A 23,733-nucleotide genomic window follows, 5' to 3' on the forward strand; every position below is an offset into this window, starting at 1 on the left:
TAATGGTGAATTAATACGTAACTAGGCGTGAAGAGGGTTTATTTGTGCTGGATTTCCTTGTCGGTAGGTTCAATCAGATCCTGTTTTCCGGCTGGCAGCACTTCAGCCTGGTTGTGCAGTGCCTGATCCTGGCCACCATTTTGGCGGTGATCATTGCTGCTCTGGTTTACCGCAGCAAGGCTCTCATCTCCGCAGCCAATTCTGTGTCCGCCGTGGGCCTGACGATTCCGTCGTTTGCGCTGATCGGGCTGCTGATTGCGCCCTTTGGATTTGGCGTTCTCCCGGCCGTGATCGTGGTGGCCTTCTTCGCGACGCTCCCCATCCTGCGCAATGCCGTTGTCGGTCTTTCCGGGATTAATCCGGCCACCGTTGAGGCCGCACGCGGCATTGGCATGAGCCGCTTTCGCACTCTGATGCAGGTCGAATTACCGATGGCGTGGCCGGTCATCCTGGCGGGTGTCCGGGTCTCAGCCCAGATGGTGATGGGTGTCGCTGCCGTTGCTGCCTATGCTCTGGGTCCAGGGCTCGGTGGCTTCATCTTTTCCGGTCTTTCCCGGCTGGGAGGCGCGAACTCACTCGAATCTGTGGTGACCGGCGTCGTCGGCGTCATTATTCTTGCCCTCATTTTAGATCTCCTTCTGATCGGCCTCGGCCGGCTGACAATTCCGCGAGGTATCCGTGTCTGAATCCAGCAAAGCAGCTTCCAGCCCGTCAACGTCCGCGAACGGCATAACGGGTGCCAGCATCCTGCTGGACAAGGTCACCAAGCGCTATCCCGGACAAGCCACGCCGGCCGTCGACGGACTGACGATGGAAATACCCGCCGGTAAAATGGTCATGTTTGTCGGCCCCTCCGGCTGCGGGAAAACCACGACGCTGAAGATGATCAACCGGCTGATTGAGCCTACCGAGGGAAAAATCATTCTCAACGGCGATGACGTCACCGCCATGGACGGCGACAAACTACGCCGCAAAATGGGCTACGTCATCCAGGCCGGCGGCTTGTTCCCGCATATGACGGTTGCCACCAACATTGCGATTGTGCCCAAGATGCTGGGCTGGGATAAGGCCCGCATCGCTGCCCGCGTGGACGAACTGCTCGAACTGGTATCGCTGGATCCTGGTGTCTATCGGGACCGCTTTCCCAAGGAACTCTCGGGTGGTCAGCAGCAGCGCGTCGGTGTGGCACGCGCCCTGGCCGCAGATCCGCCGGTGCTGTTGATGGACGAACCCTTTGGTGCGGTCGATCCGATCACCCGCCTGCGCCTGCAGGATGAGCTGATCAATATCCAGGCCGAACTGCAGAAGACGATTGTCTGCGTCACCCACGACTTTGACGAGGCGGTGAAGCTAGGCGACTGGATCGCGGTCTTTAATGAGGGCGCGCAGCTGGTCCAGTACGACACACCCGAGCGGATCCTGGCAGATCCGGCCGATGATTTCGTGGAAAACTTCATCGGCTCCGGTGCTGGCCTTAAACAGCTCACGCTGACTCGTGTCAGCGAAGTCGGCCTGGCCGAAGCGATTGTGGCACACCCCGGCGACTCCGCCAGCAGTGTGATGTCCCGTGTGAATGCTGCCGGACACGGGCATGCCGTGATCGTCGACGAGCGCAGCCGGCCGATCTCGTGGCTTTCCCGGCGGCAGCTGAGCCGGTTGGACGTCATCGGTTCCACGACAGATCCGAAACTGCCCGTGGTTGGAAACCGGGCGACTCTCAATGACGCGCTGGACACCATGCTGGTCTCCAGTGCCGGGGCCGCGCTGGTGACCGGCCGCCGGGACGTTTTCGAAGGCGTCATCGATGTTAAAACCGTTATGGATGCGATCACCGCCGCCCATGAGGCGGCCGCACTGGAATCCGACGATGCCCCCGTGGGGCTGAACACCGGGACGATGCAGCGGGTTTCACAGCCGGCAGCCGACGGCGGTGCTGCCGCCGGAACCGAAGTAGACGCCGGAACCGAAGTAGACGCGGGCAACGAAGCCACCGTGATGGCGGCGGCAACCCACGAGCAGGCGGCCGAATGAGCGCGGCTCTGAACGAGTCTGCGCTAACCCAATCAGAAACCGGCGATGCCGGCGACGAGGCTGCAGGACCAATAAGAACTGCCGCGTACGCCGGTGGCCTCTGGCGATCATGGCGGGGGCTGGTCTACCAGCTTGTCGGCATTGCCGCAGTCTTATTTGGCTTGATTATCTGGCTGGCAAACACCGGGCTTTCCGCCACGGAATTGACCACACTGGCCCCGGCCGCGCTGTGGGGTTACACCGTTGAGCACCTGCAGCTGACGCTGGTTGCCGCCGTCATCGTCCTGGTGGTCGCTATTCCCCTGGGCGTCGCTCTGACCAGGAAGCGCCTGCGCTTCCTGTCTGCCCCCGTCCTGATCGTTGCCAATATCGGTCAGGCCGCCCCCGCCATTGGCCTGGTGGTGCTATTGGCCTTTTGGCTGGGCTTCGGGTTCTGGGCCGCTATTGTGTCCCTGGTGCTTTACGCGATCCTCCCTGTCCTGCGTAATACCATGGTGGGCCTGCAGCAGGTCGACCAGCGGCTCGTGGAGGCCGGTCGGGGGATGGGCATGAGCGCCGCCGCCGTTCTGTTCAAGGTCGAGCTGCCGCTGGCCGTTCCGGTGATGCTCAGCGGCATCCGGACTGCTTTGGTGCTGCTGGTAGGCACCGCCGCCCTTGCCACGTTCATCAACGGCGGTGGGCTGGGAATACTCATCACCACGGGAGTGAACCTGAAGCTGACCAGTGTGTTGATAACCGGGTCCGTTCTAGTGGCTCTGCTGGCGCTGTTCATCGACTGGTTCGGCCGCGTTGTTGAACATCTGGCCCGACCGAAGGGACTATAGTGTTAGGCAAATTTGGACGGCGGGCGGCCTCAATCGCCGCTTTGGCCGCTGCAGGAATTCTACTTTCGGGGTGTGGGCTACAGCCCGCGGCGGCTTATGTTCCGGCCGTCGGCGCTGGCAGCATCAGCCCGATCGATGGAGTGAATAAGGCGAAATTGACTGTCACCTCGAAGAACTTCACGGAACAGCTTATTTTGGGCAAAATCGCAGTTCTGGCAGCCAAAGCGGCCGGCTTCGACGTCACGGATCTGACCAACGTTCCCGGCAGCGTTCCTGCCCGGGAACTGCTCACCGAGGGCCAGGCGGACGTAGCCTGGGAATACACCGGCACTGCCTGGCTCACGTACCTGGGTATGCCCCGGGGCATCCCGGACAAGACCGCGCAGTGGCAGGCCGTTCATGACGCTGATCTGAAGAACGGCATCACCTGGGGGGACCCCGCGCCGCTGAACAATACCTACGCCATTGCCATTCGCAGTGAGGCCGCTGAAAAGCTCGGAGTCAGCAGCATCTCGGATATCGCCAGACTCCCGGTGGAGGACCGCACCTTTTGCGTGGAATCCGAATTCAACTCCCGCCCCGACGGCTTTAACCCGATGCTGGAACACTATGGACTGAAGCGAGGCACCGCCGACGGCGTCCCGGACGATAACGTCGGGGTCTACGATACCGGTGCCGTCTACAGCGCGACCGACAGCGGCGACTGTAATTTCGGGGAGGTCTTCACGACCGATGGCCGAATCGACGCACTGGGACTGACCATCCTGAAAGACGATGGGAAGTTCTTCCCTGCCTACAACGTGGCCCCGGTGTTTTTCACTAAAACGCTGCAGGAGTATCCACAACTGGCGGCTGTCTTTGCGCAGGTTACTCCTGAACTGACGGATGAGACGATGCGCGGGTTAAACTTCAAGGTGGATGTGCAAGGGCAGGAGCCTGCCGACGTCGCATTCACCTGGATGGAAGACAAAGGATTCATCACCGATCCGAAGTAGTCGTGGGATCGCCGGTTCCATCGCTGCCGCTGTCAGCGACAGGATCGTGTACCCCGGCAGCTGGCTGGAATGCTCACGGATAACCACAGGAAGCAGGACCGCAATGATCTTCATCGTCGTTAAATTCAGAGTCAAGCCCGATTGGACGGACCGCTGGCTGGATCTGACCCGCGGATTCACCGAGGCCACGCGGCAGGAACCGGGCAATCTCTGGTTTGACTGGTCCCGAAGCGTAGATAACCCCAACGAATTCATTCTTCTCGAGGCCTTCCTTGACGACGCCGCCGGAGAGCATGTCAACAGCGACCACTTCCGGCAGGCCATGCAGGTCATGCCCCCGGCCCTGGCGGAAACACCGCGGATCATCAGCGAAAAGATCGGCGCGGCGGGCTGGGGCCGGATGGGTGAACTTACCGTCGAATAACGGTACCCGTTGGGACATTGACAGTGACAATGACAGTGATATTGTCCCGGGCAGCGCCATCGTTGGACCTCCCGGGTGACGCGCGTTGGGTGAAGCCGCCGGAGCTGGAGACGAAAGGGCGCTAAGTGCCATTATCGGCCGGATATGGCGGCACTTAGCGACGTTTCGATTGATACTGAAGCCGCTCGGGGAAGGCCCGCCGCTTCGCCCGGTCACAGGATGCGTTAGTCGAGTTCCGCGGAAGGCGACCGGGCCTGCGTCTACTCCAGCAGCCCACGGATATCGTCGGCGGTCAGCGCCGAACTGAACATGGCGTCGTCGTCCATCACGGCGTCGAAGAGCCGTGCCTTGCGCTCCTTCAGGGCCATCACCTTCTCCTCAATGGTCCCTTTGGCGATCATTCGGTAGACCATCACATTCCTGGTCTGGCCAATCCGGTGCGTCCGGTCCACGGCCTGGTTCTCCGTCGCGGGGTTCCACCACGGATCGAGCAGGAAGACGTAGTCTGCCTCGGTCAGATTCAAGCCGAAGCCACCGGCTTTAAGGCTGATGAGGAACACCGGGGCAGCGCCGTTCTTGAACCCGTTAATGACCTCCGCCCGCCGTCGCGTGGAACCGTCCAGATAACAGTAGGGGATGCCCCTCTCGTCCATCCGCTGGGCTGCCTTCTTCAAGAATGAGGTGAACTGGCTGAAGATCAGTGCCCGGTGGCCCTCGGCGAGGACATCCTCCAACTGTTCGTAGAGGGCCTCGAGTTTGGCGGACGGCACCGACGCGTACTTCGGGTCCACCAGGGATGCGTCAAGGCTGAGCATGCGCAGCAGCGTGAGGGAGCGGAAAACGATGAAGCGGTTCTTGTCCATGTCCTCGATCAGTCCCAGCAATTTCTGCCGTTCGCGCTGCAGAAACGTCTCGTAGATCTTTTTGTGCTTTGGGCCCAGCTCCACCTCGAGCACCTGCTCTTGTTTCGCCGGCAGGTCCTTGGCCACCGCGTCTTTGGTACGCCTCATCATCAGCGGCCGGATCCGGCGGCGCAGCTGAGCCAGCAGGGCTGCATCCTCGCCGCGTTCGATCGGCCGCTGGTACGTTTCGGTGAATTTACGCGGTGACGGAAACAGCCCCGGGGCCACAATGGCGAAGAGCGACCATAACTCCATCAGGTTGTTCTCCATCGGCGTGCCCGTGATCGCCAGCTTAAACGGCACCTTGAGGTCCTTGGCGTAAACGTGGACTTTCGCGGTCCGGTTCTTTACAAACTGGGCCTCGTCGAGAATCAGTCCTGCCCAGTTCTGCCCCTGGTACGCTTCAAAATCCAGCCGGAACAGGGCATAGGACGTAATAACGACGTCGGTCCCCGCAGTTGTGCGGGCAAGCGGCACGCCGCTTTTCCCTTGCGTATCGGTAATCCCGGCGGTCTTCAGGCCCGGCGCGAACCGTGCGGCTTCCAAGAGCCAGTTGGGGACCACAGATGTGGGTGCAACGACGAGAAACGGCAACTGCGCGTCCGGCTTCGCGCCTGCCGGGCCGGACCGTGCTTGTCCGGCAGATTCCTTCGCGTGGACTATTAGTGCCAGAGCCTGCAGCGTCTTACCAAGACCCATGTCGTCGGCGAGGATACCGCCCAGCTGGTGCTGCCAGAGGAAAGCCAGCCAATTGAATCCTTCCAGCTGGTATGGACGCAAGGTGGCATGCAGACCGCGCGGCAGCGGCGTCTGTTCCACGGCGTCCAGTTCAAGGAGCCCGGTGACAGCGGTCCGCCAGCTCTGCGCCTGCTCGGTATCCTCGGCCAGGTCCTCGAAGTCGGACCACAGCCCGGCCTGGTAACGGCTGATCCGCAGGCCGGTTTCCCATTCCTGCAGGGCGCGTGCCTCCTCGATGAGCTGATGTAGCCGGGCAAATATGGGCTGGTCCAGCGACAGATAAGAATTGTCCACCAGCAGCAGCTTGGTTTTCCCCTTCGCCAAGGCCCTGAAAATATTGTCAAAGGGAACTTTCCGGCCGCCTATCGTCACCATCACGCCGAGATCGAACCAGTCCCGCTGATCCGTCTCAACCGTACTGATGGTCAGTTCCGGCGGGTCGGTCAGTTCGCGGTAGTCCGGACGATCACCGAGCACGTCCACGCGAACGCCATCGAGCTTTTCAATTTTCGGCAGCGAATGCTCACTGAATTCTGCGGCGTCGATGCCCTTGAGCATGGCGTCGGCCTGGAACGCGGCGGGACGAAGGGTGGCCGTGGCCAGCTCCAACAAGGTGGTCTCGGCCTCCGCGTCCCGATAGCCTGCCGCCTGCTGTGCCGCGTGGAGAGGAAGCCTGGCGGCGTTAGGCGATTGCGGATACTCCCAGTCCCAGTGCAGCAACAATGTGTGCTCCGGCTCGTAGGCAGCGGTCAGAACCAGCACGGGCGGTTGGATTTGGGGAAATTGGACGGAATTGTCCGGGCTGCGCACACTGACCGCCTGCCGCAGCCGGGGATAGAACTCCGTCATGAACTCGTCAACGTCCGGTGCCGGGATAACGACGGCGGTACGCTGGCGCAGCAGGCTGCTCTGCTCGACTGTCAGCGCAGTGGAAACGGGGGCCAAGGTAACGGTCGCGGGGGAAACCCGGTAGGCATACACGCCGTGATTACCGATGGTTCCTGCGTCCAGCGGAGGATACGGCTGCTCATCGATCAGCAGAACCGCGGCAAGCCGCAACGAAGAATCCCCTTCCCCGGTTGCGTCCAGGCTGACAGCTGCGTGTTTGCCGATGCTGATGACGGCGTCCTTCTTGGTTCCCACGAGAGCAATGCCCAACCGGGCGGCGTCGTCGAACAGATTCCATAACAGCGGACTGCTGAAATCATCCAGATAGAGCCAATCGTTGTCCTGACCGAAATAGACTTGACCGTTCGCCCGGTGCAGCGGGGCGAACTGGCAGAACCAGCGGTGCTGTTCCGGATCGAGATTGAGCCTGTTCACCTGGTAACTGACCGTATTCCAGGTCAGGCTGCCCTTGACCCAATTTCCTTTGCTGTTGAGGGTAACCGGACGGACACCAAGACGATAGGGCCCGGCGGCCGGTGCTGAAGTTCCGGCTGTGGAGGCGGCAGCGGAACCCGTAACGGACCAGCGGTTCCGCCGCGACGGAGCGGCGGGGCGCAGCTCAAACTGCAGCCCCATCGCCGTAGCGATGTGCTGCGCGCCGGTGCTGCCAGGGCCGGGCCTACCGGGAGTATTCTGGCCCGGCTTGGATACCGGGCCGACCAAAGTACTGAGACTGGACTTCCAGCCGGCCAGCGGTTTGCGCTCGGCAGGCATGGCGGTCGACGCGTCCACTTCAGCGGAACTTCGGGCCGTTGTCATCTCCGCCTGCAGGCGCGTGGCATTGCTGCGCAGTAGAGTTGCTGCGACGTGTTTGCAGTCGAATGCCACCGGGCAGCTGCACGAGCTGCTTACCGGAAGGGGCCGTCCGCTGCCCTGAGCGACCAGGTCGATTCGGCAGTGATAGGGCGCAGCGGTGTTACCTTGCACCGTTCCGGTCAGCAGTCCTTTTGTAGGGTCCCAGCCGATCCTGAGTACCGATCCGTTCCGCGCGTAAGGGCGGGCGCGGTCCAATGACGGTTCACCCACCAGCCGGATAATGTCAGCGATGTCCACCACGGGCGGCAAAATGGCCGGATTCGCGGGACTAGGCACCTCTTAATGCTCTCATGTGGCAGCCTCAGGACTGCCGGTGACCCGGGTTCCATCTGAGCCCAACGCCCCGCGCCCGCAGAGGGCAATGAATCCGCCCAGTTGTGCCAGTCCCTCCGGACGGACAGGAAGATAGTTGGTCAGTTCGGGGGACCGGACCATAACGGCGCGCCACTGCCCGCGCGAGACGGCTACATTGATGCGATTTCGGGAAAGCAGGAATTCGATGCCGCGCGGAATGTCTCCGGCCGCAGAGGCAGCCATCGAAACTATCACCACGGGTGCTTCCTGTCCCTGGAATTTGTCCACTGTGCCCACTCGTACCCGTTCCAGGCCGGCTTTGCCTAGTTCCCGTGCGATGAGCTGGACCTGGGCGTTGTAGGCGGCGACTACCAGAATGTCTTCCTGGCCCAGCGGCCGCCGCACGGGCGAATGCTTCGGGTCCAGCCAGGCAAGACCAAGATGGGCATGAGCCTGCCGGACCACCTCGGCCGCTTCTTCTGCGGAAGACGTGGCATTGCCACTGTGCCGGACGAAAACGCAGGCCACGCCCGGAGGAACGCCCGTGAGGTGGCGCAGTGACGCCGATGGCGCAGAACGCAGCCGGCCATCGTAGGAAAAATCGGAGACTGCCGCGCACAAATCGGGGTGCATGCGCCACGATGTGGACAGGAAGTAGCCCAGTTCCGCCGGCAGTGTGTGCACGCCGCGCGATAACCAGCCGAGCGCGGATTCATCCACCGGTTCGGGATGCTTGCCCTGCGTTACCTGCGGCAGCTGCTGGGGATCGCCCAGCAACAGGAGCCTCGGCGCAACCCGTGAAACGGCCATCGTATTGGCCAGGGAAAATTGCCCGGCTTCATCGATGACCAGCAGGTCCAGCGAGCCCGCCGCGACCTTCGAACCCGTCATGGTCCAAGCGGTCCCGCCAACCAGGCACCCACCCGGACCGGCAAGCAGACGTTCGACGGCGTCGTCGGACCGGCCGGTCCAAGGCACCTCGGTACTCGTTCCACTTGTTTTTTTGGCTACCCGGTCTGCGGGCACGCCGGCGCTGCAGACCGCCGCACGGAGGAGGTTTTCGACGACGGCATGGGATTGCGCAACGACGCCTACCTTCCAGCCGCGGGCCACCAGATTGGCAATGACATGGGACCCTACGTGGGTCTTACCCGTGCCGGGAGGGCCCTGGACCGCCAGATAGGAGTGGTCCAGATCCGCAACAGCGGCCGTGATGGCGTCCGCATAAGCTTCCGGACCTTCCGCGACGGCGGGTAATACGGTCAGGGTTTTTAAGCGCGGTGACCGGCGCTGCAGTAGATCCAGGGCCGGGTCTTCGGGAAGCAGGAATAAGGACGCACCGACCTTGGCAGCGAGGGCGGCAAGGGCAGTCTTCTGCCCATTGGTGCTGATTGGGCGGTCCGGCGTCAGGGCAAAAGGCAGCTGCCGGTGACTATCGGCACCCTTGAGCAGCTTCTCCCGCACCAGCAGGACATCTTTCTCTGCCTCCCGGGTTACCGCCAGCACTTCGGTGGCGAACCAGCCCATCCGGACGTTCGTCCCGCCATTGGTTTGCTGAAGAGCCTCCGGAAACGGGGTCTCGTACATGCGGAAGAAGATTTTCCCGGGAGAGTATAGCGACCCATCGGCCAAATGCCCGGTCAGCCGGAGGGTCCGGACGGCGTTGCTCCGCGGGGTGGGTTTGCCCCAATCCTCGACGACCTCGGCCCGTTCCACAGTGAACACGTCCCGGTGCTGCTCCCAAGCGGCCAGCGGTTGGTTGAGGCGGTCAAAGTGTCCCCACCAGAATTGCTTCTCTTCCCGCCGGTGGTATCCCACGGCCGCTGCCACCATCGCGACGGCCTGATCCTGCGGGCTCAGCGGTTCCTGGACGGGTAGACCGGCAAGGTAAGCAAGGAGTTTGGTTTCCTCGGGTAAGGGCTCATACGGCGACATGGCTGATGCCACCACGGCCCCGGTGCCGCCGCCGTCGCCCAAGTCCGCCGGTGTGCTGGCGGGTGGGATTTCGTGCGCTGCCGCCACAGTCAGCAACCAGTCCCGCAACCGTAGGGTGGACAGGCAGTCGTACTCGTTGTAATCGCGGATCCCGGCAAGGATCCGGGCTGCGACGGCCGCATCCGGGGCGTCTGCTGCGCCTGCTGCGCCTGCTGCGCCTGCTGCGCCTGCCGCAGCTACGGAGTCACTGACGTACGCTGCGTCTCTGGCGTCGCAGTATTCCGCGTAGGCCACTACCGATGCGCCGGCATCCGTGACGTCTCCGCTGCGGAGGTTGGATCCCATATAAAGGGGTTCAAGTTTCTTGATGCTGTAGGAATCTGCGGATATCCGCAGGCTGTGCCGCACCGTCTCATAGAGGTCCACCAGGACCCCCTCGCGCAGGAGGGCATCCACGGCGTCTTCACCCGCAAGGTGGGTCAGGGATAGATGGCGCAATGCCGTCTTTTCATACGGCGCATAGTGGTAGATCCGCATGCCGGGGTGGGCTTTTCGCCGTTCCGCGACGTAGCTGAGGAAGTCCAGGAAGGCGTGCTTTTCTTCGGTCCGATTATGCGCCCAGAATGGGCGGAAAACCGGCTTTCTATCCGGTGACATCGGGGTCTCCAGGACGCCGAAAAGATACTCCAGCCCCCATGTGCTGGTTGCTGCGTCCTGCCAGAGCGGATCGCCCTCGAAGTCAAAAAAGATGTCGCCGCTGTCCGGACGCGGCAACCTGCCCAACGTGTTGTTCGCCAGGACCCGGTAGCTGATGTCCCGGGGAAGTCCTTCCTTGTCCGAGTAGCTGACCACGCCGTCCGGTACTGCTGTGCCGGTCTGAAACTGCGCCTGCTCGCGAAGTCTCGCCACAGTCGGGCTCAAAGCCGGCAACCGATCAGCCGGGATAGCAGCCAGCTGATCGATAGTGCTGATCCCTGTTGCCTGTAGTTTCTGCCGTTGCGCCATTGTCATGCCGGCCACGAGCAGCAAATCGCGGTTCTCCTGGACCTGCTCGATGCAGTAGTCGCAGTGTCCGCAGGCTGTGTAGCGCGGATCTCCCCAACTGACGGGGTGCTCTTGGGCCCGATGCGCGGCAGTTATATCCAAAAAGCGGGTGCGCCGCTCCCTGAAAACCGGCAGGACATCGGCCAGTTGATGGTCGCTGTGCCGCCCGTCGCCTAAGACCAGAGTGATGACGGGCGACGGCGTGATCCCGGCTTTGTGGAGTTGGTCCGCGTAGGCGGCCAGCTGGAGAAGCGCCGGGACCTTGGCGTGACGCGCAAGTTTCGTGTCGAACACGGCGTAAGTGCCGTCGTCGTGCTTCACCAGAAAGTCCGAGCGCCCGTGGAAGGTGCCGTCAAAGAAGGCGGCCTGAAAAACGACGTCCGCACCGTTCTTCAGGGCGGCGATGGATTCATCGTGTTTGGCCTGCAGCGTTGCGCGATCCATCGATTCAGCGGGGGCAACATCGTAGACGCCCCTGGCCGTTGCCGGATCCCAGGCTCCGTAACGGGACACGAAGCCGGCCAGGACCTTGTGTTCGTGCACGTCTCCAAGCTTCGAGGTTCGCTCCAGCATCGCGTCCACAGCGAAGACGGGCTTGGGGCTACGCCCCAGACGCTCGTCCAGTTTGCGCAGTACGTGGTACTCGCAGTGCGCAGCGATGACCAGATCGCTGGCGGAATACACCAGGTCCTGCGGCCGGGTCAGTGAACCCGTTGCCGCAGCGGCGCCGTTCTGCGCGCGGCCCGGCGCGCTGTTCTGCGCGCTTTCCCGCGTATTGTTCCGCCCATTCTCCAGCGCACAGTCAAGAAGAAACATGCCGTCCCGCCCCTAGCTCTTATGGTGCCGACAACGTATCAGCGGAGACCGACATTTCCTGCCGGCTATGGGCGCCCGCCTAAACCGGGGTGCGGCCTAGGATTTTGCCGGCGTTGAATCCCCGGTATCCGCAGAATTTCCGGCATCCACGTCCGGGTCATCAGTGCCCGACGCGCCGGCATCGTCAGTGTCGTCAGTGTCCGCGGCCGCGGCGTCAGCATTGTCGGCAGCGACGATTGCCTCCAACGCCGGGATCAGGAAAGGATTTGCCCGCTGCAGGATGAGCAGCACCTCGGCTTCGGGGACGGCGCGGTAGAGAATTTCCCGGGCGTCGGCGTACTTGGTGGTCGGCGTCTTGTCCGGCCATTTCCTGGCCAGCGCCTGGACCCGTTCGGGCAGCGAGTTATGCGCATTATCTGAGATCTTAACCAAGGCCGCATCATGATCCTGGGAAGCGGCGCGGATACAGGCCAGATAATCGTCCGGATCTTCCTGAAGATTGGTGGAAACGCGCTCCACGATCTCCACCGAGCGTGGCGGTACCCCCATGTCCAGGAGTCCCTGCCGCGTCATGGGCGTATCCTCGGCGACGCTGTGCAGATACCCGGCAATGCGGATGTCATCATCGAAATCCGCCAGCGCGTCACCCACGGCCATAACATGCTCGCCGTATGGACGCTTGAGTTTGTCCTTCTGGCGCGAATGCGCAACCTCGGCCAGGACCATGGCGGTCTCTACGGTGAACTTTGCTTCTGTCATGTTCAATCCTCATCATCGACTGCCCGCGCCCGATGCGAACGCGCGCCCAACTCTTAAGGATATCGAGTTATTCGTTCCAGCCCAGGTTGCGGGCCATCCGCTGCAGTACGTCCAAAGTGGCATCGTATTCCTCAGCAGGAATATTTTCGGTGATCTTCTCCCGCTGATGTTCCACGACTTCCCCCAGCCGGAGCAGACTCTCGTGGCCGAGCCCGGTGAGTGAGTAGCGCTCACCATCAAAATCGACCCAACCGCTTTCGATCAGCTCGGTGACCGGTTCTGCGGCAGAAACGGAGACCGTCGAGTCGAAGAAAGGTTTGAGGACATTCGTCAGCTCCGTCTCGGTGGACGGATTCTCCGCGAGCACGTTCATAATCTGCCACTGCGGACGTGTGACGCCGTGTTCTTCGACGAGACCGTCAAACTGTTGGTTAATCAGTCCGTCAACCAATTTGAGCCAGAATCCGAGGGGACGTTGGGTTGCCATGGCCCTACTATACAAAGTTTGCCGTCGTCGCGGTCAGTTGCGGAGCGTAGGGTGAGGACAACGGCCGGTTCCGACCGCGAGCCGGCCATCGTTGGGCGCAGGTTTTCCTTTCTTTAAATGAGGCACGTCATGCTGACAGGGAAGTACGACGGCGCCGCGACCCCACTTCCGCTGCTGACCCGCCAGCTGTCCCTGCTGGCAGTTCGTGTTCTCCGGCTTAGCCTGGGCAGCGTCATTGCCGTCGCGGTTATTGCAGTCGTCGAGGCGTATTGGATCGGCGTCCAATTCCGCAGGGCCACGGCCGAGGAGACGCCCCGGGCGGCTGGATGTTACGGTGCGGGGTATGTAGGAGCCACCGTCAGATTGGCTATGCTGGGCGATTCCAATGCCCTCGGAGTCGGCGCCTCGCGGCGCAGTCAGACCATACCCGCGCTGCTGGCCCGCGGCCTTTCCGCGGAGGCCGCACGTCCGGTGCTCCTGGACAATGTTGCGGTTTCGGGTGCCGAATCGAGGGACCTGGCCGGGCAGATCGGACTGCTGAGCGGGATACCGGCTGTGACAGTGATCCTGATCGGCGGCAACGACGTAATGCAGCTGCGTTCCATCCCGGCATCGGCCGCGCTGCTTGCCGGCGCGATCCGGCATCTGCAATCGCAGGGGGGTCAGGTGGTAGTAGGTACCTGTCCGGATATGGGGACCATTCAGGCGCTGGTGCCTCCGCTTCGCTTTATTGCCGGATTGTATAGCCGGGTCCTGGCCGTGGCGCAGACCTTCGTGGTCCTGCGGGTGGGCGGTCGGGCGGTTGCGATTGGCGACATGCTCGGGCGTCAGTTCCTGGAAAACCCGGGGCAAATGTTCGCGACAGACCGTTTCCATTCCTCCCCGTTGGGCTACGCGCGTGCCGCCCGCCTGCTCCTGCCCAGCGTCTGTGCTGCCGCCGCACCCGTGACCGGCGTTCACCTGGCTGTCCCGCACCGTATTTATGCACCCACGAACAGGAAGTGGGTAACGGCGTTGGGCATGTGGATGGGACGACGGGCCTTGACCTCCGTCCGAAGTATGGACACGGGCCGGGGGCGCGGTGCCGGACGGTCAGCTGTCGAACAGGCCCCGCACATCGTTGGCGGAGAGCGCGGTACTGAACATGGCGTCGTCGTCCATCACGGCGGAGAACAGCCGCGCCTTCTTCTCCTTGAGGGCCATCACCTTTTCCTCGATCGTATCCTTCGCTACCAGGCGGTAGACCATCACGTTCTTGGACTGGCCGATCCGGTGCGTGCGGTCCACAGCCTGGTTCTCGGTCGCCGGGTTCCACCAGGGGTCCAGCAGGAAAACGTAGTCCGCCTCGGTCAGGTTCAGCCCAAAGCCACCTGCCTTGAGACTGATCAAAAACACCGGTGCGGTGCCGGATTTGAACCGGTCGATCACCTCACCGCGGCGCCGGGTCTTACCGTCCAGATAGGCGTAGGGGATGCCTGCGGCGTCGAGGCGTTCGGCGGCCTTGCCAAGGAAGGACGTAAACTGGCTGAAGATCAGTGCCCGGTGCCCCTCGGCAACAATGTCCTCGAGCTGTTCAAAGAGTGCATCAAGCTTGCTCGACGGGGCCGAGGCATACTTGGCGTCTACCAGCGAGGCATCCAGGCTCAGCATCCGCAAAGTGGTCAGGGACCTGAAGATGGCAAACCGGTTCTTGTCCATATCATCGAGCATGCCCAGGACCTTCTGGCGTTCGCGCTGCAGATGGCGCTGGTAGATCACCCGGTGCCGCGGCGCCAGCTCGAGTTCCAGAACCTGTTCCTGTTTTGGCGGGAGATCCTTGGCCACCAGGTCTTTGGTGCGCCGCATGATCAACGGTCGGATCCGGCGCCGTAATTGCATCAACCGCAGCTTGTCGCCCTCCTTTTCCACAGTTTTCTGGTAATAATCCGCGAAATTCGTGGCCGTGGGGGAACAGTCCCGGTGCGGTGATCGCGAACATTGACCAGAGCTCCATCAGGTTGTTTTCCATCGGCGTGCCGGTGATGGCGAGCTTGAACGGAGCCGGGAAGCGGCGGGCGTTCTGGCTGGACTTGGCGGCGGGATTTTTGACAAACTGCGCCTCGTCAAGGACCAGGCCTGCCCAACTCTGCGCCGCGTATGCCTCGTAGTCCAGCCGGAAAAGCGTGTAGGAAACGACGACGACGTCGGCCCCGTTGGTGAGTGCGGCGGCGTCCGTTCCGGCGCGCCGGAGCGTGTCGGACACGGCGACTGTCCGCAGGCCGGGCGCGAATCGGGCGATTTCTGCGGCCCAGTTCGGTACCACCGATGTGGGGGCGACGACGAGGAACGGTTTGGGCGCCCCGATGCCGGACGACTGCGCCGCGGCCTTTGCATGGCAGAACAGCGCGATTGTCTGCAGGGTCTTGCCCAGTCCCATATCGTCGGCCAACACGCCCCCAGACCGTGATCAAACAGGAACGCAAGCCAGCTGAATCCTTCCTGCTGATAGGGGCGAAGCGAGGCGTTGATGCCGGTGGGCACGGGCACCGGCGCCATCTCGCCCAGCTGCAGCAGCCCCGAAACGCAGGCACGCCAGGATTCGGCCTGCACCGCGGTCGCTGCCAGTTCCTCCAGTTCGTCCCAGAGGCCTGCCTGATACCGGCTGATCTGCAGGCCGGAATCCTTCTCCTGCAGTGAGCGGGCTTCTTCGATGAGCTTGCGCAGCTGGACAAATTGAGGCTGGTCGAGGGCAAAGTAGTTCCCGTTGGCAAGCATCAGATGCTCCTCGCCGGCGGCCAGCGCCCGGAACAGCGTGTCGAAGGGAACATCGGTCCCCCCCAGGGTCACCGTGACGCCCAGATCGAACCAGTCGCCGTCATCGGTCCCTTTGGTGCTGATGTCGATCTGCGGTGCTTCGGTCAGCTCGGCGTAATCGGGCGCCTCCCCGACAATGTCCACCCGCACATGTTCCAAACCGGCCAGTTCCGGCAGGGCTGCGGCGGAGAACCGCGCGGCGTCCAGACCGGTCAGGGTCAATTCGCCGCTGGTCGCGGCCAGTCCCGTGACCGCGTCCGGCAGCTGCTGCAGCCACGCGGGGGAGAAGGGTGACAGCCGTTCCGCAACCCGCCTCAGCAGCGCGGATTCGAAGGCATCGTCCCTGTCACCGGGCCCGCTGCCGGCGTCCAGCAGCGGGCGCCGCTGTATACCGGCCCCAACGGTGTATTCCCAGTGCCAGTCCAGAGTGAGGGCACCGGGGCCCGTGGCTGCCTGGGGCTTGCGTCCACGCCGGGGTGCGGGCACCGCCTCGGGGATGTAGGCTGCGCGGAGGACGAGTAGCGGGGGGACCAACTGGGGAAATTCGACCGAACCGTTGCTGGAGACGATCCGAAGGCTGCGATGAAGCTTAGGGTAGTAGTTTTGCAGGAAGGCGTCCCGGCCGGCCCCGGAATCTGCAGCGGAGTGCGTGTCCCGATCAACGGCCGCAGTATCTCACCGATTGGATCCGCCGCCGGCGCCAGGTGAATTGTGGACTGGTCCGGTCCTGCCAGGGCCTTGTCCGGATCCCACCAGAAGAGGCCGTGACCCTGCTGGCCAATGAGTCCCAAAGCGGACGGATTCAGCGGTTCTCCGCCGGCTTCGGCGTGTGGAAGCAACTGCCGGGCGTCATCTTCTGACCGCACGTCCAGCGAAACGGAAACCGGGTCATGAATGACGACGACGCTTCCGGCCTTGGTGCCGACGAACTCGACGCCGGCAGCGGCACCCTGGGCGAGCAGGCCCCAGAGCAGCGGACTGTTGAACTGATCCAGATAGAGCCAAGCATCCCGCGCCGCGTGCGCCCTTCCGGAATTGTGCACCGCCACAAAGGTCCGCATCCATTGAACGTGGACCTGGTTGCAGTCCGAGATTGACGTGGTGCCGTAGCCGTAGCCGTAGCTGTAGTGTCCCGGAAGGCGTCCCAGCGCAGATTGCCGACAAGCCATTTGCCCTTGGCGTTTTGTTTCACCGGCCGGACTGTCAGCAGGACTTTCTTCTCGTCCTGGCCGTCCTGCATGAGGGCGTTACGTGTCCGCTGCTGGTCGAACTGCTGATTTGCCACTTCGCGCAGCTCGAACTGGACGCCCAGGGGAATGGGGACCTCGGGGGCGGGACGCCCGGCGCGGTAGCCGCCTGTGAACCCCGGCTGCCGGGCCGGTGTGAGCAGTGAATCCAGCTGCTTGGTCCACAGCGGATCGGGCTCGGGGGCAGGCCTGGGCGGTGGTGTCAGGACCCGCGGCGGCATACGAGCGGGTTCGGCGAAAAGCGGCTCCATGCTGGTCCCCTCCGGCGCGGCGCGCGTGAATCCCGCATTGCTGGTCAGCAGCAACGCGGCAACATGTTTGCAGGCGTATCCCATCGGGCAGGAGCACGATCCGCTGCTGGGATGAAGATCGGCATCCGGACGTGGACTCGTTTTGGCTGCGGAAAACAATACCGCGGTCAGGTATGGCGAAGCCCGGTGTCCCTGTACCTTGCCGGCCAGCTTCAGGGTGGCCCCGTCCCATGTGACGTTGGAGACGGACCGCTTCCGGGCGTAGGCCCTGCCCCGTGTGTACGAGGTAGTGCCGACTAATTCGCAGACCGTCGCGGTGTCGAGCAGCGGTGGATACGAAGAGGGCATGACATTAAGGGTAGCGGCCCCGGTTTCGTGGGCACCCGTTACCCCCGTTACTCAAGTGGCAGGCTGCGGCCCAGCGCATCCCGGTCAGAGGATCCTGCGCTCGGAGGCCCCTGTGCTCAGAGGACCCTTGCGCTCAGAGGACCCTTGCGCTCAGAGGACCTTGGACAGGAACGCCTTGGTCCGCCCATGCTGCGGAGCGGTCAGCACCTGGCGCGGATCCCCGGACTCCACCACGACTCCGCCGTCCATGAACACCAATGAATCCGCCACTTCGCGCGCAAACCCCATCTCGTGGGTCACCACGATCATGGTCATGCCGCTCTTGGCCAGCCCCTTCATCACGTCCAGCACCTCGCCCACCAGCTCAGGGTCCAGCGCGCTGGTCGGTTCGTCAAAGAGCATCAGCTTCGGGTCCATCGCCAGCGCCCGGGCAATTGCCACGCGCTGCTGTTGGCCGCCGGAGAGGTGCGCCGGGTAGTAATCGCCCTTATCGCCCAGCCCCACCCGCTCCATCAGCTCCATTGCCCGCGCGGTTGCCTTGGCCTTGGACATCCGCTTGACCCGCATCGGCGCCTGGATGATGTTCTCCACCGCGGTCAAATGCGGGAACAGGTTAAAGCGCTGGAACACCATGCCGATTTCGCGGCGCTGGAAGGCCGCTTCCTTCGGTTTGAGCTCGTACAGCCTGCCGCCCTTCTCCCGGTACCCGACCAGCTGGCCTTCCACGGAGAGCCGGCCCGCATCCACCCTTTCCAGGTGATTAATGCAGCGCAAAAAGGTGGACTTTCCGGAGCCGCTGGGACCAACAATGCACAGCACCTCGCCGGCGTCGACGCTCAAACTGATGCTTCGCAGTACCTTGTTGGCCCCAAAACTCTTGGACACGCGGTCCGCGAGCACCATCGTCATGCCGGTCATCCCTTGCCCCCTGCATCGTTGCCGGCGGGCGCGTTGGTCAGTGCCGCCGTCGTCGGACCGTCACCGGCGGTGGAACCTACGACGGCGGATGGGTCGCCGCCCGCCGTCGGCTTATCTTCCTTGCGGCGCCCGGTCCCGCGGGAGAAGCGCTTTTCAATGAAATGCTGGCCCACCATCAACACCGAAGTGAACAGCAGATACCAGATGGAGGCTACGATCAGCAGCGGTACCGGGGTGAACGTCACCGCCGAAATACCGCGGGACACTCCGTACAGATCGATGCTCAGCGGTATCGCCGCGACCAGGGAGGTGGTCTTGAGCATCGAGATGACCTCGTTGCCGGTGGGCGGAATGATGATCTTCATGGCCTGCGGCACCACAATGTAGCGCATGGTCTGCCCCCAGGACATCGCGAGGGCCTTGGACGCCTCCTCCTGCCCCTCATCCACCGAGAGCAGGCCGGCGCGCACAATCTCGGACATGTACGCCGCCTCATTGAGCGCCAGCCCGATCACGGCGGTGATAAAAAGATTGAGGAAAATGTCATTGGGCACGGTGACCCACGGTGTCATAAAGGGGACGCCCAAGGTGAGCACCGGATAGATCAGCGCCACGATGCCCCAGAAAACCAGCTGCACATACACGGGCGTACCGCGGAAAATCCACAGGTACAGCCAGGCGACGCTCTTGACCACCGGGTTCGGCGAGAGCCGCATGATGGCGAGCAGCAGCCCGAGCGTAATGGCGATCAGCATGGAATAAACGGTCAGCTGCAGAGTCACCAGCGCGGCCTGGCTGATCCGCTTGTCGAAAATGTATTTGCCCACTTCGGCCCAGCCGTAATCCTCGCGCTGGGCGGCGTCGACAATGAAAACCGCCAGGGCAAGGACCAGGACGACGGCGATCAGGGCACGCCACGGGTGCCGCAGCGGGACGGCCCTAATGGCCTCGCCCTCTTCCGGATCCAGCATGGCCGGTTACCCCTTCGCGCCGACGTTGATGTCGGCCGTCTTGACCCCGCCGCTTTCCACGCCCCACTTGGTCAGGATCCTGGTGTAGCTGCCATCATCGATCAGCGCCTGCAGAGCCTTCTGCAGCACCGGGGTGAACGCACTGTCCTTGGCCACCGGCATTCCATACGGCGCCACCTCGAACGCGCCGCCCGCCGGCTGGAGCTTGCCCTTAGTCTGCGAGATCGCGTACAGCGTGACGGGGGAATCGGCGCTCATCGCATCCACCTGGCCCACCACCAACGCATTCGTGGCCTGGTCCTGCGCGTCGTACTTGAAGATCTCGATGGCCGGCTTGCCCGCATCCGTGCATGCCTTCGACTTGGCGGGGACTTCATGCGTGTCCTCATAGGTGGTGGCCTGCACGGCCACTTTCAGGCCGCAGGCGTTCTCCGGATCCACGGTCTTGCCCACCGGGGCGGCCCACTGGATGCCGGCCGAGTAGTAGTTGATGAAATCCACCTGCTTCTCCCGCTCGGCAGTATCCGTGAAGGAGGACATGCCCATGTCATCCTTGCCGGCCTTGATGGCGGGCAGGATGTTGTCGAACGTGCCGATGTCGAAATTGACCTTCAAGCCGAGGACCTGGCCCAGGGCGTTGGTCAGATCCACGGACCAGCCGGCAGGCTTGCCCTCGCCGTCCTTGAACTCGTTGGGCGGGTAATTATTCGCCATCCCCACGTTGAGTACCCCGGCGGTCTTGATCTTCTCCGGCAGCATGGCGGCTATCGCGTCGTTCTTCTTCACCACAACCGCGTCCGGGGAGACGGAGGATCCGGCGGAGGCGCCACCACCGCCGCCCGCGGCAGGAGTGCTGTTGTCAACGCACCCCGTGAGCAGGAGGGCTGCAGCGGCAAGGACGGAGACGGCGGCAAATCGTGATCGCATGGTTGCTACTCTCATCGGGATGATCGAGGGTGATCGGGGTGCGCTCAAGAGCGCCTTGTGCCGACCCTACAGCGGCAGCGGCTGTGATCCGGACCATATGACGACGGCGGCGGGTTGCGGTTTGGTGACGGATTCCAGGCCGCGACGCCTCAGGTGGGTCTATTTTTGCGGCAGCGCCCGGGGCACGATTACCGACACCGTGTCGGCTCGCGCTAGGCTGACGAGGGACCGACATGGTGTCGGCGGGAAGGAAACCGGACGATCATGGACACCGGACGCCGCGAAAACCGCCGCGCGGCCCTGCTGGCTGCGGCCCGTGACGACCTGCTCAACGCGGGTGCGGCGGGCGTCACGCTGGCCAGGGTCGGCAGCGCAACGGGCCTGGCCAGGAGCAGTGTTTATGAGTACTTCGGCTCCTCCGGCGATCTGCTCGCAGAGGTGGCCGTGCTGGCATTCGGTGAGTGGGCCGCCGACGTAAGGGCCGCCGTCGACGATGCCGAACCGGGTTGGCCGCAGCTGCAGGCCTATGTATCGCGGACCCTCATGATGGTGTCCGAGGGAAGGCATGACATCGCCGCGGCGCTGGACAAAGTGGACTTCACCGCTGCCCAGCGCGAGAAATTCCGGGGCCTGCACATTGACCTCACCGAGCCACTGCTGCGGAGCCTGGTCTTCCTCGACGTGCCCTGCCCGGAAACACACGCCGCCCTGATCCAGGGAATGATCGACGGCGCCACACGCCAGATCAGCCGCGGCGCCGATGCGTTACAGCTAAGCGCCATCACCTGCGAACTGATCCTCAACGGACTCTCCACCATCCGCGTCCCGTGACCTGCACCGCCCGTAAACTCAGACCGCCGCACCGACCGATTGACCAACCCAACCACCCTAGGACTTGATTTACGCATGTCGCCACGACTTTTTTACCGGACGCTCGCCTTTGCTGAGGCCGTCACCTGGACCTTGCTGATCATCGCCATGGTGCTCAAGTACGGCTTTAACGCCGGTGGTCTCCCGGTGCAGATCGCTGGGTCCATCCACGGTTTCGTCTTCATCAGCTATGCGTTGACCGCCGGGCTGGTGGGCGTGAACCAGCACTGGCCCAAGCGTCTGACAACCCTGGCCGTCGCCACCGCCATCATCCCGTACGCCACCATCCCCTTCGATCTGAAAATGGACCGGAGCGGAAAACTCGACGGTGCGTGGCGGCGTACCGCCACGGCTGACCCGCGGGACCACACCCGCGTCAGCCGGCTGCTGCGCTGGATGCTTCGCCGCCCGGCCGTCCTTGGCGGCGTCTTTGCGCTCGCCGTTGTCGTCATCATGGGTACACTGCTGGTCATCGGCCCGCCCGGCGGCCGGAGCTAGACGGATTTCTGCGGGATATCTGCTCTCCGGCTCCCGCTGCGCTGATGCGGGATGTCTGCCAATTTCGCAAGTAAATCTGATTGGCCATCAATCAGATATTGCTGGTATCGCAAATATCGGCTAGGGTCGGGGGATGTCTTCAACCACTGCCGATCGGGACGCGACTCGTTTACGGGTGCGGACCAGCCTCGCGAACAGCGGGTTGGCGCAGCGGGAGATTGCCCGGCGGATCGGGCTGGACGAAACCAAGCTGTCCAAGGCGCTGAACGGTACGCGCCGATTCACCGCTGCCGAGCTGGTGCAGATCGCGAATACAACCGGCATTACGGTCAATTGGCTGCTGTCCGGGTCGGATTATGCACAGGGTCCGGCCGCCGTGCCGGCCACCGAGGTGCTGCCGACCCGGCACCGGGAGAACCGGGAGCAGGCGGCCAGGCGACGGGAGATTGTCCAAGCGTCCTGGCGGCTCATTGCCGCCAAGGGCTACCACGGCGTTCGGGTGGCCGATATCGCCACGGTCTGCGGCGTCAGCAGTGCCACGGTGCACTATTATTTCGCCACAAAGCGGCAAATTCTCGACGAGGCACTGCGCTACTCCATCAAACTGGCCTTCGACCGGCAGGTCGCTGAATTGCCCGCTATCGAGGACCCGCTGCGCCGGTTAAAGCATCTGATCAGGCTGCAGCTGCCGACGCCCGGCGACGGCCAAATCGAGTGGTCCATCTGGCTGCAGATTTGGAATGAGGTTGCTGTTGGCGGCGCATCGGCCGAAAACCACGGCCAAGGCTACGACCGCTGGTACAAAACCGTGCTGGAGACCATTACAGCCGGCCAGCGGCAGACCCTTTTTTCTTCGACGTCCGCCGACCATCTAACGATGGAGCTGACAGCCATGTTCGACGGCCTTGGCATCCGGGTGCTGACCGGGCAGCTTGACGTCGCAGGCATGCAGGAGCACGTCGAACGATATATCGACCGCAACATTGTTATAGGGAGTATCGAATGAACCGCAAAGTTATCCTCACCTGCGCGCTGACCGGCTCCGGGGACACCACGGGCAAGAGCGAACACGTTCCCGTCACCCCGGAACAGATTGCTGCCGACGCTATCGCCGCCGCCCGGGCCGGTGCCTCCGTGGTGCACATCCATGTCCGCAATATCCTGACCGGGCAGCCGTCCCGCGATGACGCTCTCTACGCGGAGGTGGTCCGGCTCATTGCCGCCAGCGACGTCGATCCGGTGATCAACCTGACCGCAGGAATGGGCGGAGACCTGGTCCTGGACCCCTCCGAGCCGACCCGTACGCTGCCCGGCACCGACCTGATCAGTGGCCTGGACCGGTTGTCCCATGTGGAAAAGCTGCTTCCGGAAATCTGCACCATCGACTGCGGCACGCTGAACTTCGGCGAAGGCAGCAACGTTTATGTATCCACCCCGGATATGCTCCGCGAAGGCGCTGCCCGGATCAAAGAACTCGGCGTCAAACCGGAGATGGAAATCTTCGATACCGGCAATCTATGGTTCGCCAATGTGATGGTCGAAGAGGGCCTGATTGCACCGCCGCCGCTCTACCAGCTGTGCATGGGCATCCCCTATGGCGCGCCCGTGGACGCCGGCCTGCTGCAGGCGATGGTCAACATGCTGCCCGACGGCGCCGCCTGGACATCGTTTGCCATCGGCCGCAATCAGATGGCATGGGTGGCCCAATCGGTCCTGTTGGGTGGCCACGTACGGGTGGGCCTGGAGGACAACCTCTACCTGTCCAAGGGAGTGAAGGCCACCAACGCCCAGCTCACCGAACGCGCTGTCGACATCATTCATAATCTGGGTTCATCTGTGGCAACTCCGGACGAAGCCCGCGACATCCTCAATCTCCAGCGGAAAGGCTGATTCAAAG

General features: G+C 63.0%; 19 protein-coding genes and 2 pseudogenes. 11 read left to right on the forward strand and 10 right to left on the reverse strand.

All coding sequences use genetic code 11. The annotated features are described in order from the left end of the window. Window positions 1-44 precede the first annotated feature (44 nt). The 5 genes from IV500_RS03605 to IV500_RS03625 all read left to right on the forward strand — a co-directional run bounded on the left by IV500_RS03605 (window position 45) and on the right by IV500_RS03625 (window position 4,274). Window positions 45-686 carry an ABC transporter permease gene (locus IV500_RS03605; RefSeq protein ID WP_196395462.1) on the forward strand — a complete coding sequence of 214 codons (642 nt, stop codon included), beginning with the start codon at window positions 45-47 and terminating at the stop codon, window positions 684-686. Next, window positions 679-2,031 carry an ABC transporter ATP-binding protein gene (locus IV500_RS03610; RefSeq protein ID WP_312875815.1) on the forward strand — a complete coding sequence of 451 codons (1,353 nt, stop codon included), beginning with the start codon at window positions 679-681 and terminating at the stop codon, window positions 2,029-2,031. The genes IV500_RS03605 and IV500_RS03610 overlap by 8 nt, the downstream gene beginning before the upstream one ends. Further along, on the forward strand, window positions 2,028-2,855 hold the full coding sequence (locus IV500_RS03615; protein ID WP_196395463.1) for an ABC transporter permease: 828 nt from the start codon (window positions 2,028-2,030) through the stop codon (window positions 2,853-2,855). Before IV500_RS03610 ends, IV500_RS03615 begins: the two co-directional genes overlap by 4 nt. Before the next feature lie 56 nt (window positions 2,856-2,911). Continuing rightward, window positions 2,912-3,850 carry a glycine betaine ABC transporter substrate-binding protein gene (locus IV500_RS03620; protein WP_196395554.1) on the forward strand — a complete coding sequence of 313 codons (939 nt, stop codon included), beginning with the start codon at window positions 2,912-2,914 and terminating at the stop codon, window positions 3,848-3,850. Window positions 3,851-3,953: 103 nt separating this feature from the next. Next, window positions 3,954-4,274, forward strand: a complete 321-nt coding sequence (locus IV500_RS03625) for a putative quinol monooxygenase (RefSeq protein ID WP_196395464.1) — start codon at window positions 3,954-3,956, stop codon at window positions 4,272-4,274. 260 nt (window positions 4,275-4,534) lie between these two features. Here the strand turns inward: IV500_RS03625 and IV500_RS03630 are convergent, their stop codons facing one another. The 4 genes from IV500_RS03630 to IV500_RS03645 form a co-directional block, all read right to left on the reverse strand. Beyond that, entirely contained in the window at window positions 4,535-7,954 is a 3,420-nt protein-coding gene (locus IV500_RS03630) for a DEAD/DEAH box helicase (protein ID WP_196395465.1), read from the reverse strand. A 12-nt stretch (window positions 7,955-7,966) separates the two neighbouring features. Further along, complete coding sequence (locus IV500_RS03635; RefSeq protein ID WP_196395466.1) at window positions 7,967-11,767, reverse strand: TM0106 family RecB-like putative nuclease; 3,801 nt, start codon at window positions 11,765-11,767, stop codon at window positions 7,967-7,969. Between the two features lie 96 nt (window positions 11,768-11,863). Further along, entirely contained in the window at window positions 11,864-12,526 is a 663-nt protein-coding gene (locus IV500_RS03640; protein ID WP_196395467.1) for a phosphohydrolase, read from the reverse strand. A gap of 67 nt (window positions 12,527-12,593) precedes the next feature. Next, complete coding sequence (locus IV500_RS03645; protein WP_196395468.1) at window positions 12,594-13,013, reverse strand: MarR family winged helix-turn-helix transcriptional regulator; 420 nt, start codon at window positions 13,011-13,013, stop codon at window positions 12,594-12,596. A gap of 369 nt (window positions 13,014-13,382) precedes the next feature. On the opposite strand from IV500_RS03645, the pseudogene IV500_RS22255 reads away from it, so the two are divergent. Further along, window positions 13,383-13,913 (forward strand): annotated as a pseudogene (locus IV500_RS22255) (SGNH/GDSL hydrolase family protein); the annotation flags it as partial. A 192-nt stretch (window positions 13,914-14,105) separates the two neighbouring features. Here the strand turns inward: IV500_RS22255 and IV500_RS21300 are convergent. Both IV500_RS21300 and IV500_RS21305 read right to left on the reverse strand, forming a co-directional pair. Further along, a complete protein-coding gene (locus IV500_RS21300; protein ID WP_312875817.1) occupies window positions 14,106-14,921 on the reverse strand; it encodes a DEAD/DEAH box helicase in 816 nt (271 codons plus the stop codon). A 70-nt stretch (window positions 14,922-14,991) separates the two neighbouring features. Then, window positions 14,992-15,429 (reverse strand): annotated as a pseudogene (locus tag IV500_RS21305) (SNF2-related protein); the annotation flags it as partial. A gap of 296 nt (window positions 15,430-15,725) precedes the next feature. Between IV500_RS21305 and IV500_RS21310 the strand changes: the two are divergent. Next, window positions 15,726-16,100 carry a hypothetical protein gene (locus IV500_RS21310; RefSeq protein ID WP_230854430.1) on the forward strand — a complete coding sequence of 125 codons (375 nt, stop codon included), beginning with the start codon at window positions 15,726-15,728 and terminating at the stop codon, window positions 16,098-16,100. A gap of 508 nt (window positions 16,101-16,608) precedes the next feature. Here IV500_RS21310 and IV500_RS03660 read toward each other — a convergent pair. The 4 genes from IV500_RS03660 to IV500_RS03675 form a co-directional block, all read right to left on the reverse strand. Continuing rightward, window positions 16,609-17,652 carry an SWIM zinc finger family protein gene (locus IV500_RS03660; protein ID WP_196395469.1) on the reverse strand — a complete coding sequence of 348 codons (1,044 nt, stop codon included), beginning with the start codon at window positions 17,650-17,652 and terminating at the stop codon, window positions 16,609-16,611. 150 nt (window positions 17,653-17,802) lie between these two features. After that, on the reverse strand, window positions 17,803-18,570 hold the full coding sequence (locus tag IV500_RS03665) for an amino acid ABC transporter ATP-binding protein (protein ID WP_281063974.1): 768 nt from the start codon (window positions 18,568-18,570) through the stop codon (window positions 17,803-17,805). Further along, window positions 18,567-19,541 (reverse strand): amino acid ABC transporter permease, encoded by a 975-nt coding sequence (locus IV500_RS03670; RefSeq protein WP_196395470.1) that lies wholly within the window; start codon window positions 19,539-19,541, stop codon window positions 18,567-18,569. The genes IV500_RS03665 and IV500_RS03670 overlap by 4 nt, the downstream gene beginning before the upstream one ends. A gap of 6 nt (window positions 19,542-19,547) precedes the next feature. Further along, on the reverse strand, window positions 19,548-20,468 hold the full coding sequence (locus tag IV500_RS03675; RefSeq protein WP_196395471.1) for an ABC transporter substrate-binding protein: 921 nt from the start codon (window positions 20,466-20,468) through the stop codon (window positions 19,548-19,550). A 264-nt stretch (window positions 20,469-20,732) separates the two neighbouring features. Here IV500_RS03675 and IV500_RS03680 point away from each other — a divergent pair, with 264 nt between their 5' ends. The 4 genes from IV500_RS03680 to IV500_RS03695 all read left to right on the forward strand — a co-directional run bounded on the left by IV500_RS03680 (window position 20,733) and on the right by IV500_RS03695 (window position 23,726). Further along, window positions 20,733-21,299, forward strand: coding sequence for a TetR/AcrR family transcriptional regulator (locus IV500_RS03680; RefSeq protein WP_196395472.1), 567 nt, complete (start codon window positions 20,733-20,735; stop codon window positions 21,297-21,299). A gap of 75 nt (window positions 21,300-21,374) precedes the next feature. Beyond that, window positions 21,375-21,836, forward strand: a complete 462-nt coding sequence (locus tag IV500_RS03685) for a DUF3817 domain-containing protein (protein ID WP_196395473.1) — start codon at window positions 21,375-21,377, stop codon at window positions 21,834-21,836. 133 nt (window positions 21,837-21,969) lie between these two features. Beyond that, the gene (locus IV500_RS03690; RefSeq protein ID WP_196395474.1) at window positions 21,970-22,842 is read left to right on the forward strand and encodes a TetR family transcriptional regulator C-terminal domain-containing protein; all 873 of its coding nucleotides are present in this window, start codon (window positions 21,970-21,972) and stop codon (window positions 22,840-22,842) included. After that, window positions 22,839-23,726 carry a beta-keto acid cleavage family enzyme gene (locus IV500_RS03695; RefSeq protein WP_196395475.1) on the forward strand — a complete coding sequence of 296 codons (888 nt, stop codon included), beginning with the start codon at window positions 22,839-22,841 and terminating at the stop codon, window positions 23,724-23,726. The genes IV500_RS03690 and IV500_RS03695 overlap by 4 nt, the downstream gene beginning before the upstream one ends. The last annotated feature ends 7 nt before the right edge of the window (window positions 23,727-23,733 follow it).

The sequence above is a fragment of the Arthrobacter terrae genome, from assembly GCF_015708085.1.
Classification (GTDB): Bacteria; Actinomycetota; Actinomycetes; order Actinomycetales; family Micrococcaceae; genus Arthrobacter_M; species Arthrobacter_M terrae.